The following is a 13,442-nucleotide window of genomic DNA, read 5'->3' as shown; positions in this document are numbered from 1 at the left end:
ACCATCTTCCATTAAAGGGCGCAATTGCGGAAGAACGCAGCACTAAAAGATCAAACTTTTTTATAAAAACAAAACTTAAATCTACTAAATAAGAATCCATTTTGATCAAATCTTTTTTTCAAAATGGATTCCTTTTATTTACCGTAAAATACGGGTTTGTGAGGTGCTTTTGGTCAATAAAAGGCATGAACATATTTGATATGTCAAATATGTTCATGCCTTTTATTTAAATATCCTTGACCCACATTATCTAAAGATAACACCTTGGTCCGCATTGTTAAGAGGCGTGGTGGGTTCTGTTATTATTATCATATATCCTTTAAATGTTTTTGTCAAAGAATACTAAGAGCTGTAAGGAGAAAGGTAAAGGACGATATAATGGACAAAATTGGAACTAAGTCGATGTTTTATGAAAATTGGGGTAACCTGCGGGTCCAATAAAATAAGATCAACGCATTTGAGCGGCTTTAGAATAAAGAAACTTCTATAAATAGATAGGCCAAGTACAATCTTTTTTGTCCTTGGACAAGTTAGAGGGAGAAGAGTATTTTCTCTCTTTTTTACTTTAATTAACTTTGCGTTAAATCTTTCTTTAACGAACAGTTGTGGAATTCCTGGTTGTGTGATACTGAGCCCCCACCATTAAACAGCCAAGGTCCAGTGTAAGACGGGTCAGGCCAAGAGTGGTTCATGCTTGGCTGTGTTTCAGACCAATATGGATGAGTAAATACTTCCACTGATGTACTCGAATTGGTTCCAGGTGCAGCTAATATTATATTATTGGTTGAGCCCCACCTGGTGTACTCGGCTGATATATGGGCTTTTTCTTACCCTTTAAGATTGGCATTGTAGGAGTTCCAGGTTCAACAGGATGTGGAGTGCTTGTAAGAACTGCTAGAGGTATTAGTTTAGGCGGAATTTGTGGTCCCATAGTTGGAAACTGTATATAAGAGGGAAAACTTTGTTGACCCAACATAATTGAATGGTGATAAGAAGGAAAATAATGATTATAATTCAAAGATTATCTCTCCTTTTAATTGTTTTAAGGTATCGAGATTGTTAGTGCCCTATAAAATATTCCGTTTTTTACATTGATTGGACGAAATACTTTATGAAAAATCCCAAAGTCATAGTCGGCCGATTAAAATAAGTGTTGTTTTGTAGTCAATTAGAATCGGATGCTGATATAACAGTGGAATTGCTGAAGGAATAACAAAGTAAAAACCTATCTTTTATAGATAGGCTGTTTTTTGTGAAAAAACTATAAAATTTCTTAAAAAAATCATTAAATTGCACATTATTTATCGATACCCTTTGTTTTTTGCGTTTTTTTGTCTGTTTTAATTGATTCTCTAACAATAATCTTAATATTAATCTAATGGTGCATATTGATTCTAGATTCAAAATAAAAAGGAACAGTCTATGGAGCTCCATTGTTTTAGGGTTTTCCTACATACTCCTTATTCATTAAATATTGGTCATACTTTTCTAAACACTCCAGTAACTCGTGTTTATAGGTCAACAATGCTTTTCTAACAATTTGATTATGATTACCTGTATCGAGTTCCTGGTTACATTCTTCTAAATCCTTCGTTTTAACAACAATAAGATCATTATAAATATGGGTTAGACTTCTATTTCTACTCTTCATTTTTGCCGCCTACATATCCCAAAAGTCATCACTTTTGACATTAGGATCTATTTCCCTTAATGCTTTGAGAATTTTCTTCATAGTGGATTGAGTAGGTGCACGGTCGGGATCATTGACTAAATCACCAACAGTATTCTTATTTAATCCTGTCTTGTCCTTAATCCACGCTTGAGTTATTCCCCTGTTATCAATCCATTTCCCTAGTTTCGTACGTTTTTTTCCTAGTCCAAACATTCTCCATCACTCCCTAGACCCATTCATGTCCAAAAGTCCTGAAAAATAAACCCAAAGGTCCTGGAAAATGAGGAAACTTAGACAAACGGTATCGCATAGGCTTTTATCACAGGGTAGGAACTCCTTCAGATGTAGGTAGGAAAAATATGAACTACTTCTGATGTGGTTCTGAAAGGAGGAAATTTAGATGCCGGGATTAAAGAAAATTACTCTTGTCTTAAACACAGATGACCCAGAGCAAAGGGAGTTATATCGCTTCGTCAATAGCCTTCCTAATGGTCAGAAGAGGAATAGTAGTGCCTTTCTTCGCACTCTTGTTGACCGTGAGTATCAAAAGAAAAAGGTGCAGTATCTCGAAGAAAATCAGAAATTTTTACAAGAAAAAAAGACGCAAGAAGCGTCTAGTGTGAAGGTTATTAAATCAACTAAGAAAAACATCACATATTTAGCTAAGGATATTGACCAAAACGCCAATTAAAGCTCCGATTGCTCCACCTATAATAAATGTCATCCTTAACACCTTCTTTTGTTGGTTTTAATCGTATCATTCCCAATTAATTTAAAAACATACAAGGAGTGGACAGCATGAGAACGCAAACTCTTGATTTTAAACGATTTGTTAGCAATGAGAAATTTTCTAACGATGAACTATTGAAGATGTTAGAAGATAAAAAATTAACCAAGATAGTCAGTATTGGCGGCGGATTAATGCTTTTATTGGTGCCAAAATCAGCATTAGCAGCAACAAAGGCAACAGCTGATCAAACCTTCGGCAATTTGTGGAGTGCGGTAATGAATATCGTTGATTGGATTGTAGTCGGGGTATTCGTTTTTGCCGGGGTTGCATGGATGTTCGGCCATAGAAACAAAGCGTTGGAATTAATTATCGGCGGTTCAGCTGGATATATCCTGGCACGGCACGCTGTTGATATTAGAGACTTCTTGAAAAAGCTATAAGGAGGTGGGAACGATGGGAATTAAAACAATTATAATGCTCTGTTTGTTGGGTTATAGGATTTACTCCAAGAACAAACCAGTGAAATCGTTGAATTTTAACGCATTCCTTCAAAAAGGAGGGAATAAACATGAAATTTCGTTTATCAAGTGAATACGGTGAGCTTTCAGAGGTTCGAAATATGGTCCCACACCCCGGAATTGATTTTGCAATGCCTGAAGGAACTGAATTAAGAAGCGTAATGAATGGAGTGGTTGAAAGGGTAGTCGATTTTGGAAACAATAATCTAGGAAAGGGCGTATTTATCCGAAACGATGACGGCACATTGTCTATCTACGGCCATATGTCCAAGATTAAGGTGAAGGCAGGGGAACATTTAACGTCTGGGGAATCAATCGGTTTTTCAGGGAACTCAGGACACTCAACAGCTGCACATTTGCATTATGGTATGAAGGATGTTGCAGGTCATTGGATGGATCCCACACCTGTTGCGGAGAATGTTTCGAATATGTCAGGTAATGACTTTCATTTCGGTGATATAGGCGGTGTTTTATTAGATAAGTACAATAAGTTTGCTGATAAAGTCATTGGTGCCGAAATGAATATGGTCGTTAAACCTGCACAAGAAACCTTACAGGACTGGTTAATGTCCCTTGGTCATACTCTAACGGATTTAATGCCAGAGATAGGCACTGGAATAACGATATTAGCTGGAATAGCCATAATGTTTACAGGTAATTTTCCGAAATATATCACTCGTTGGGGATTTGCTATGATGGGGGTGATTTCGTGGATTCTACTCGCAAAATAAGGTCAATCAAGTTATCCGATTACTTTGCATATCAGAGGAACAAAATGATCACTTATCGCATTATCCCTCATATTTCAGTCACGAATAACAGCAATACCAAGATGTGGAGGATTTTTCATAAGATGTATGAAATCTATGACAATGTTCCTTCGCGGCTAAGTAAGAAAGGTTTTAAATTAACGTATCGTGAAAAGGACAGTATTTGGTTCGATGTGGTATTCAAGCAGGATGGAAATGAGAAACGGATTGAGTTTTATGTAAGCACATCAGAAATATGGGCAAAGAAATTCCGTGAAATCCTTGAAAATTATATGAAGGTCACTGTAGAAGAGGTTAAAACTAATGCACTGAAAATCCCCAATACGAATGAAATCGTACTCCAAGAAATCAGACTTTCCAGGCATGATATATTTTCACTTGGTGTCAAAGCTTCAGAACAAACTACACCTATTGCTTCCATATTGACGGCACTTGATGACATTTCAATGGATGGCGACTTTGCCCGTCTTTCGGTTTGTGCGGAAACATTTGACCGTAAGAAATGGGCACATAACGGACAGTGGGCTAACGAAAAACTACAAAAGGGGATAATACCCGTAAGAGCAAGAATAACCCCTAGCAAGGTACAGAAGGCTCTTAAAACAGGTATATCCACCTTTGCAAATGAAGTGTATGACGTTGTTAACGACATTATGAATGCCATATCAAACACTTTCTTCAAGAGTGATAAAGGATTTGAAAAGAAGAAGATTATTGGTCGTAAGCACGCTTTAATTGAGGAGCTGCATTCCAGTAAGGTTACTCAAAAGACACAGGAAAAGCTGAATCAACCTGTTTGGAAAACACATATCCGTGTAGCTGCCGTAACTGAAAATAAGCTCCGGGCGGATTTAGTCGCCAATACAATCAGCAGTGCCTTTGCTGAAATAGCTGGAGATAATGAGTTATTACCCTATAAGATTCGCTTGAAAGTTAGGAAGCGGGAAATGATTAATGAAATGAATACTCTTCATTTATCAAAAACAACTATGACGGAAGGGGATGTATCCTTACTATCTTGTGATGAGATTGCAAAAGTCGCTATTCAAATGCCTACTTCTACGATTCAACAACGGTATGAAAATGAATTATGCGTTAATAAGAAGGTGGAGACAGATATATCCTCTATTTTTGTTCATAAGGAAAAGAAAGCTGGTGTGCGAATAGGTGATATTGTGATTAATATCGGCAGCAATAAGATTACGTTTAATGATGAACCATTGAAAAAGCACGAAACCAAAAGCAACAGCATTTTAATTGGCCACGCAGAATTCAAAGGTAATGATATTCCTGTTGGTATTCCTTTAGGAAATCCGGATGAAACCTACAAAGGCTATGTAGCAATGGGTGGAATGGGTTGCGGCAAAGATACCATGATTCAAAATTTTGTTACTGAAGCCTCGTTAAAGCACAATATAAGCTTTGTTGTCATTGACCAGGTAAACAAAGAAGGATTGCAAGGTATGGCAAATGGTATAAGGGACTGTCTGCCTCCTGAAAAAATTATTGATATTGATTTGTCTGATGATAATTACTTGCCTCCACTAGATCTAACTGAAGTAATGGAGAAGTTAGGAAGAAAAGGTGCAGATAGGTTCGCAAATGAATTGATTGATTTCTTCGGTGATTTGGAATCAATGGGGCAAAGCAGGAAGATATTAAGGGCTTTTGCTCAAGCCTCTAATGGAAGCCTATACAACATCAAGCGATTACTTGAAAATGAATCATTTCGAGTAGAAACAGCTAAAAGGCTGCGGGATGAAAACAAAAATAGGTTAGCGGAAGAGATTGAAAAATATATCAGCGAATACGAACTGGTGGAGAAGAGGAACGGCAAAGGCGAAATTACTTCATCAGATATGAAGTGTACAAAAGACGGGCAAAAGTCCATAGATGGGAAAGCAAGTGCAATCTATAACCGATTAGATGAGTTTATGGGGGATTCCACGCTATTTGAAATCTTTGCTCAACCTCCTAAAAACGAAATGAACCTGGAACAATGGATGAGGGAAGGGAAGGTAATTATCTTTAGGGTGCCGGATAGAATCTTATCTACCGTGGCGGTAAGAACCTTAGTACATTGGATAACACTTAAAGTGCTAATGACAAGAATGTTAATGACAGTAGATGATCAAGAGAACGGGGCTTTTATTGTCTTTAACGAGCCTCAAACATATTTATCCGATAATCCCGGTCTTGCTAAGTTATTGTCTAGGATTGCTGTTCAAGGACGTAAAGAACGGTTAGGAAGCATCTTTGCGTGTCACCACTTAGGGCAATTAAAGGAGATTTCAGAGGATTTAATATCAGGCGGGGTTAATTGGCTGCTATTCAAAAATGACAACGAGAACACCTTTAAAAGGCTGGAAACACAGCTTCAGCCAATCTCTATCGAAACAGCTTTAAACATCCCAAACACCAAAACAACACGGCACGCTATTTGTATTTTGAACTTTGGTGGAGAACGTAAACCAGCTTTCTTAGTCCGAATGTTAAAGCCATCCTACGAACGATATAAACCATATGACAATTCTTTTTTAACCAAACGGCACTCAAGGATGTTTGGAAGGCATTATGATGAAATCGAGGAATTAATTGATCAAGAAGAAAATAATTTTAGAAAAAAAGGTACCAAATAGTATGGGACCTGCATTAATCGTCTGGCCCGTGCATATGCTGATTGTAGGCAGTAGCCACAACAGCGATGAGGCAAACTATACCCTTCGGCTTGGACGGTCGAGGGTTTTTATTTTTATATATCAGTTCGGAACTAATTCTGAACTACGTCTGAAGGCATCCCGTGAGGTGCCTTTTTTAATTTTTGAGTAATTGGCACAAATAACTAGGTTTGTGCAAGAAGGAAAGAAAATTCGATGGAGAATTATATAAAACCAGAAAGCGGAAATAAAGAAAATGAATCGCTATTTACCACGTTTTGATTAATGGGTAAATGGGTAATCATTATCGAAGGTGAGGCGAGAATGGAATGCAGGAGCAAGAAATTTTTTTATTAAAGATAGAGGTCAGCAGACTTTTAAAAGACTTTATTAGGAGTTCAGATCCTATTTGTAAAGAACTTATTCGACAAGACGTATTATTTCTATGTACTGTTATAGCTAGTATTGAGCAAGTCCATGTAGATTAAAGAACAGGGGCTTTTGTCATAGAGGATTTCTATCTGATTTGAGGGAGCGACAGTCAGTGGTGCACCGTGGTCGTTGGAGTCAGACTAACGGATGGGCTCTAACGCACCATAGTTCATCGACCTTCCTCTCCCAGCCGTAGAATCAGTATTGACGGTTCTAACTCATTTTCATTCTCTGTGGTGTAGCGACGATTTTTCCGCTGCATGGATGGCTAACGGGTGCTTAGCATAGGACTGGGGTGGCTGCGGAGATCCTTTTTTTATTCGACTGACGAAGCATTTTAGTTGAAGAAGGGATGGAATGATGAATATCGAATAGTACTAACAAGAGAGTTCATTGGGGGATAAATAAATGAACAATTATCAAAAAGGTTATGTATGTAAATGCTGCGGCAAGTATCACGACGAACTTCCTATGAGTTATGGAAGTCCTGTTCCTGATTATTGTCACGACATACCGTTAGAAGAGCAAGAAAGTCGAATTGAAATGAATGATGGTTTGTGTGTAATTGATGATGAACACTTTTTTATTAGAGGTTGTATTGAAATACCTGTATTAGATGGCGAAGGACCATTTATATGGGATGTATGGGTTTCTTTGAGTGAAACAAATTTCGAAAAAACAATTGAGGATTGGGAAACTGAAGGAAGAGAAAATGAACTGGAGCCAATGTTCGGTTGGTTATCAACTTCAATCCCTTGTTATCCTGAAACAATAAATTTAAAAACAATGGTTCATACTCGTTCAGTGGGTGTAAGTCCCTATATCGAGTTAGAACCAAATGAACATCCTTTAGCCGTAGAACAAACGAAAGGTATAACAATGGAACGTATTAAGCTGATTGCTGAAGAGCTATGTGATGATGAAGAACAATAGCCTTTTCTTGTTCAAAAACGAGTACGTTTCTGTAATAAACAGGAACGCTTTTTCACTAACGGGCAGCATTCCTGTAATGAAGAAATATGAGGTTTGAACATAAAAAAGCCCCTTGGTATGATATGAGTGTCCAAAGCTTGGCGGCAAAAAGGACAGCAAAACACATATACCAGGAGGCTATTTAAATGAATTATAACCAAATTGAAAAGATTGCTCAAATTACTTCTCAAACATTAATTATAGGTGTTGATATTGCTAAATACAAGCATGTGGCAAGAGCCCAAGACTTTAGAGGTTTACAGTTTTTGGCACCCTTTTACTTTGAAAATACAAATTCTAGCTTTAACTGTTTCATAGAGTGGCTTAAAAAGTTAATGGATCAAAACAAAATGAAAAAAGTAATCGTAGGAATGGAGCCGACAGGTCATTATTGGCTTAATCTCGCTCACTTCCTTAAGGAACAAAATATTAAGTTTGTAGTCGTAAATCCTATGCATGTAAAGAAAAGTAAAGAGTTAGATGATAATTCTCCAACTAAAAATGATGTAAAGGATGCAAGAGTTATCGCACAGTTGGTCAAAGACGGGAGATATGCTGAACCTAATATTCCACAAGGAGTATATGCAGAACTTCGTGTGGCTAGAAAAATACGTGATCTCCTATCTGTTGATCTTCAAGCAGTTCAAGGGCAAGTCCATAATGGGATAGACCGCTACTTCCCAGAATTCCTAACCGTGTTTAAAAAATGGGAAGGTAAGGCTGCTTTACAATTATTAAAACTGAATTTATTGCCACATGAGTTAGTAAATCTCTCTGAACAAGAAATACTAGTACATCTTTGAAAAGCTGTTAAACGTGCAGTGGGACTCAGTAAAATAAAAGAACTAAAAAAGGTTGCAGTTGCTTCAATTGGCATTCGGGAAGGTTCTGATATGGCTAAGTTAGAGCTTCGCACTTTAATAGACAAATATGAACTAATAAATGAAAAGTTCGAAGAACTGGAATCTAACATAGATAAACTTCTTCACCAAATTCCAGGAGTTGAACAAATGTTGGCTATTAAGGGAATAGGGAAAGACACGGTTGCAGGCTTTTTTTCAAAGGTAGGAGACCTAAGTTACTATTCCCACCCAAGGCAGATTATCAAACTAGCTGGGCTTAGTCTTAAGGAGAATACTTCTGGAAAGCACAAAGGACAAACAAAAATTACAAAGAGAGGTAGGAAGACATTAAGAGCTCTCCTCTTTCGAGTTGCAATGCCTTTGGTCGCTAAAAATACCGCATTTAAAGCATTACATGAGTATTTTACAAAGCGTTCAAATAATCCTTTGAAGAAGATGCAATCTCTAATTGCAATATGTAATAAGCTCATACGTATTCTGTTTACGATCGGTAAAAAGCAGTGTGAATTTAGTGAAAAACGCATGTTAAGGGACATTCCTCATATGGCTATATTACAGGTAGCAGCTTAATTTACTTTTTTGATTGAAATTATTAGTAGGTTGATTGTTTAAACATTTGAAGCACGGATTAGTCAGTAAAACAACTAAAATACGGGCAAGGACCCTGTCGGGCAGCATGACTGACATCCACCTCATGGAAAGGTTGGACGAAGGAATTTTGGAGCGAAGACTCTGTGAGATATGGGAGGGTTGACCTCCATGAGAAATGTGGATATCCACCAGTGCAACCATACTTTAACTTGTTATCCACTTTTTGGATAAGTGGGGTTTGGCAGCTATCAGTCGCTTTTTCACTTTGTTCCCAAAATTATCCTTGATTACACCATTATTCCAATACTCAAATGAATATTAAAACAAACTACCACGTAATTTGGAGAAAATGAGAGAAATCGAGAGATTTTCCTTTCTATATAGAGGGAGTTTAGTTGAAGAATCGTCTTTAGTTCTTCTTCAACAATAGGGCCAGATTGTTGAACAACACATTTAAAGTAAATAGGTAAGGACAAAGAGATTGTGAAGTTTTTCCTTAAACTGATATGAACGAAACTGTCAAGGTTCCCTGCACATTTTGTTTTTTGTTTTGATTTTGACCAATTTTAAGAATAGAAGCGTATTTCGGCTTCTTTTCTTTCTTAGTTTGAGGTTCAGCTAATGATTGTGTTGCTTCAGTAAAAAAGTAAGCACAATTGCTGTGCTTACTTTCTTTAAACAATGTGGAATTATTCAATACTGGACACTTAATGCTTATGCTAAAGTTGGCGTTCTTAATGAAGATTTTAACTTGACGTTTATCTTATCAATTAAGAAGAAAACTTTAATCAACAAACTCAGCAAAGGCGATAGTATGCCTTTAAGTGAAGTATTCAAAATACATCCCTCCACATTGAATTTTAGTGCTAAAAATAACACTACGTGTATTGTTACTCCTAAAAATGAAATGATTACTGTTTTATTATTCCAGTTCTATCTTCCATTTGTGGCGGTTCTTCAAACCACCCATGTTTAATCATAATTTCGATTCCTTCTTGTCCGTAGAAAAATATATCTTTGGCGATTAAAGCATTTTTCGTGATTATATCATTTCTTAAAGTAAAAAATGTCCCAAAACTGCTTCCCACAATACTGAATCCATTAAGAAGGTAGATACAATTCATCATGAGTTTTTCAGAAAATGGAGCAATTGTAGAAGTCGTTACCGTACTTCCAGAAGTTGCAGAAAATTGAACGTTACTTTCCAAAAGAATATCTTGAAATTCTTTTATTTGTTTTTTAGCAAGTTCCATTCCTTTTACAAAGTAAGCTTGAACCTCTTTAGTCTTTGCACATTGGGCAAAACCAGTAATGAGCTGAAATCCAATATTGTTCGCCTCAATTCCATGATGAAGAATGCCAAGTTCAATGTCATTCAAAGGTCTTTTGTCACTAAATGGGTTGAATCCACTCATGTAACTTTTGTTTTTAATAAATTCAACTGTTTTTGGCATTGTCACTTTTGGTGGAAGAGAGAGAATCCCTTTTTCTAGTAAATAAAGGGTAGATAACTTATAAATTTTTTGAGAAGTTGCTGATAGACCTTCATAAATTGTCATCACTTGGTCATTATAAGCCATATTCATATTCATTGTGTACATGCCCATGCTTACTTCTTTTAATATCCGAAGAAACATAATGTCAAATCCATTGTCATATAACTTAGGTGCTTCTAGGTTCACATCTTCTTTTGTAAATCCAACAGGCTTTACAATTCCTTGCTCTTTAAATAGCTGTTCCATTTGTAACAAATAATAATTCAGTTCTTGCCATAAGCCTCCCAAAAGATTCTTACCTTGTTGTTCATCTGATGTTTCGATAAAGTATTCCAAAATTCCTATAATAAGGGTTTTCTCTTGGTAGGTGAGCCAAAGAGTTCCCACTTCTGATGCACTTAAAGGATTAGTTAAATCCAAAATTTTCCACTCCCCAGGTCTTTTTGCCTATTTTTTACAACTTTTTACAATTTATTCAACAAATGATAAAAAGGTAAAAAATAAAAATCACGACCAAAAATATTACTGAAGTATTTTTTGTGTGTAAAGGTATAATAAAACAACCTATCATCACCACTTTTATTATTTTAGCTGGTCTCACCTAACGTTTTTTGCAATAGTGCGAGAAGAAGGGAAGAATTAAGTATCATTTAAGATAAAAAGCTTCTTTAATTCTGCAATATCGCCGCATCACAGATATTAGAAACCGATCTTACACAATCGGGCGCAAGAATTGAAAAAAGATGGACTGTTTTAGCAGTCCATTTTTCTTGGTCTTTAATCAGTTAAAGGGCCGTATTGTTCAATATTAAAGGAGAATTTTCTGGGGATGATAGCTTATTGCTGAAAAAAATGTTTCTTTGGGAGTGGAAATTAAATGAGACATTATATTGAATTTACTGTGGATGTAAAGCCTTTTCAAGCGGTTCAACTTATTATGAATGACAAGGATTTAAAGTCAGCTTTGATATTTGAGGATTATAAAGTTACTGGAGAAGACGAAAAAGAGATTTCAATAATAGTATTTGAAAAATTTTTTCTCCGAACTGGTAATACAGCTACGTTAACTGTCACTGTTGATAATTTTAACGGAGTGACAATTGTAAAGTGTATTTCAGCAGGAAATGGAGATGGAATTTTGGATATGGACTGGGGGGCAGGAAAAAGCTTTATTAAACCAGTAAGAAAAAAATTGGAATCACACATTATTGAAATAACGGAGGAGACATAATAGCATATTGGTTTGTGAAATAATCACTTAAAGTAACGCGGGCTTATCTTGAATAAGATTTAGGCATTGATCTTCAACAATCGGGCGCAATTACTGAACAATGAGCAGTCGCTATTTTTTACTAAACTCATCAGAATAGTTCTATCAATGATTGGATGTAAATAATTAAAAAACCCAGCTAATCTTTTCATGTGAAGGTAGCTGGGTTTTTAAAGTTGGATGTGCAAAATAACACTTAAAATAATCTCAAATTATCGGTTGAAAAAGTACCTTCCCTTCCGTAACAAATCTTATTTTAAATGACCGAATATACCCCCATTTCCAGCTTTAAGCTTCTTTGTCTAAGTCCTTATTTAATGATATCTTTGATCTTCAACAATTGCTTTTTTACTAACGAAGTAGTTTGCTTAACAATTATTTGGGAAAATCCCTTTTAATTAGTGTGCTCTATTGACCAAAGTTCTGGAATGGTAACAAAAATATATCCTTCCTTCTTCAAATATGGAATAAGTTCATCCAAGGCTTTTACTGTTCCTGTTAAGTCTTGTGTCCAATGTCCGGCACTATGCATTAGGACAATAGCTCCAGGGTGAATAGCATTCAACACTTTTTGTTTTACTTCGTTTGCTGGTAGGCTTCTCCAATCCTCCGAATCTACAGACCACCCTATACCACGATATCCCATTTTCCCCAATTGTCTGACCTGATCTTCAGTTAAAGCTCCATATGGAGCACGGAACAAATCAGATTTAATACCGATAATCGAAAAAATTTCTTGTTCATTCTTTTCAATTTCCCATATCATACTTTTTACATCGGTATCCGTTAGTTTGGGATGCCAATAAGTATGATTACCAATTGCATGCCCTTTACTATATATTCGTTTTGTAATATCAGGATAGGTATGAACTCGTGTCCCTAATAAGAAAAAGGTAGCTTTCACAGCATATTTATTCAAAATATCTAAAATTAAAGGAGTAAATCGAGTGTCTGGACCATCGTCGAAAGATAGTGCAATCACTTTTTGATTAGTATGTGCTTTATAAATCATTGTATTAGAATATTTTACTTGTAATGGGTATGCTGCTGAAGCCTGAGCTGAATTAGGGGAATAAACTAGTCCTACAAATAAGATAAAAAAACCTTGTACAATAAGAAAACAACGTTTATAAAACATGTCATTCCCTTCTTTCATGATACTTACCTTAGTATTGCGTTAAATGCAGTCATTATATCCACTGGTCGCTTTTTTAATTTGGCTTTGTTTAACTTGATTGTTGATTTTATAGAAAGAAATAAGCGTACTCAAATTAACTTTGAATACACTTATTTTTCGAATAACGAATAAATCAAAAGGATGCTATGTATCAACGTACAAATAATACTAGTAATTGTACGTTGAGGTAGTGGGTGCTCATCTTGAATAAGGTTAAACAATGATCTTCAATAATCGGGCGCTATTCTTGAAAAGAATAATGCCTTTTTTAGCAATCGGGCCAGATTGTGGAGT

10 protein-coding genes and 1 pseudogene are annotated in these 13,442 nt (G+C 36.1%); 7 read left to right on the top strand and 4 right to left on the bottom strand.

What is annotated here, in order from left to right:
* Nucleotides 1-1,438: 1,438 nt before the first annotated feature.
* Together J7E77_RS11275 and J7E77_RS11270 are read right to left on the bottom strand one after the other, a co-directional pair.
* Nucleotides 1,439-1,651 carry a hypothetical protein gene (locus J7E77_RS11275; RefSeq protein ID WP_214714360.1) on the bottom strand — a complete coding sequence of 71 codons (213 nt, stop codon included), beginning with the start codon at nt 1,649-1,651 and terminating at the stop codon, nt 1,439-1,441.
* 9 nt (nt 1,652-1,660) lie between these two features.
* On the bottom strand, nt 1,661-1,885 hold the full coding sequence (locus tag J7E77_RS11270; protein ID WP_214714358.1) for a helix-turn-helix domain-containing protein: 225 nt from the start codon (nt 1,883-1,885) through the stop codon (nt 1,661-1,663).
* A 187-nt stretch (nt 1,886-2,072) separates the two neighbouring features.
* Between J7E77_RS11270 and J7E77_RS11265 the strand changes: the two genes are divergently transcribed.
* The 6 genes and pseudogenes from J7E77_RS11265 (at nt 2,073) to J7E77_RS11240 (ending at nt 9,184) form a co-directional block, all read left to right on the top strand.
* Nucleotides 2,073-2,363 (top strand): hypothetical protein, encoded by a 291-nt coding sequence (locus tag J7E77_RS11265; protein ID WP_214714355.1) that lies wholly within the window; start codon nt 2,073-2,075, stop codon nt 2,361-2,363.
* Between the two features lie 107 nt (nt 2,364-2,470).
* The gene (locus J7E77_RS11260; protein ID WP_251028049.1) at nt 2,471-2,842 is read left to right on the top strand and encodes a glycosyltransferase; all 372 of its coding nucleotides are present in this window, start codon (nt 2,471-2,473) and stop codon (nt 2,840-2,842) included.
* Between the two features lie 128 nt (nt 2,843-2,970).
* The gene (locus J7E77_RS11255) at nt 2,971-3,651 is read left to right on the top strand and encodes a M23 family metallopeptidase (RefSeq protein ID WP_214714353.1); all 681 of its coding nucleotides are present in this window, start codon (nt 2,971-2,973) and stop codon (nt 3,649-3,651) included.
* Nucleotides 3,652-3,773: 122 nt separating this feature from the next.
* Nucleotides 3,774-6,329, top strand: coding sequence for an ATP-binding protein (locus J7E77_RS11250; protein ID WP_214714351.1), 2,556 nt, complete (start codon nt 3,774-3,776; stop codon nt 6,327-6,329).
* 858 nt (nt 6,330-7,187) lie between these two features.
* Nucleotides 7,188-7,712 (top strand): DUF2199 domain-containing protein, encoded by a 525-nt coding sequence (locus J7E77_RS11245; RefSeq protein WP_214714349.1) that lies wholly within the window; start codon nt 7,188-7,190, stop codon nt 7,710-7,712.
* A 185-nt stretch (nt 7,713-7,897) separates the two neighbouring features.
* Nucleotides 7,898-9,184: pseudogene (locus J7E77_RS11240) on the top strand (IS110 family RNA-guided transposase).
* Nucleotides 9,185-10,116: 932 nt separating this feature from the next.
* Here J7E77_RS11240 and J7E77_RS11235 read toward each other — a convergent pair.
* A complete protein-coding gene (locus J7E77_RS11235; protein ID WP_214714348.1) occupies nt 10,117-11,121 on the bottom strand; it encodes a DUF3231 family protein in 1,005 nt (334 codons plus the stop codon).
* Nucleotides 11,122-11,578: 457 nt separating this feature from the next.
* Between J7E77_RS11235 and J7E77_RS11230 the strand changes: the two genes are divergently transcribed.
* On the top strand, nt 11,579-11,932 hold the full coding sequence (locus tag J7E77_RS11230) for a DUF6054 family protein (protein ID WP_214714346.1): 354 nt from the start codon (nt 11,579-11,581) through the stop codon (nt 11,930-11,932).
* A gap of 433 nt (nt 11,933-12,365) precedes the next feature.
* On the opposite strand, the gene J7E77_RS11225 is transcribed toward J7E77_RS11230, so the two are convergent.
* Nucleotides 12,366-13,109, bottom strand: coding sequence for a polysaccharide deacetylase family protein (locus J7E77_RS11225; protein ID WP_214714344.1), 744 nt, complete (start codon nt 13,107-13,109; stop codon nt 12,366-12,368).
* Nucleotides 13,110-13,442 lie beyond the last annotated feature (333 nt).

This window comes from Bacillus sp. ISL-77 (genome assembly GCF_018613105.1).
Note: the sequence above shows the minus strand (reverse complement) of the source record. Positions and strands in the feature narration are given on the sequence as shown.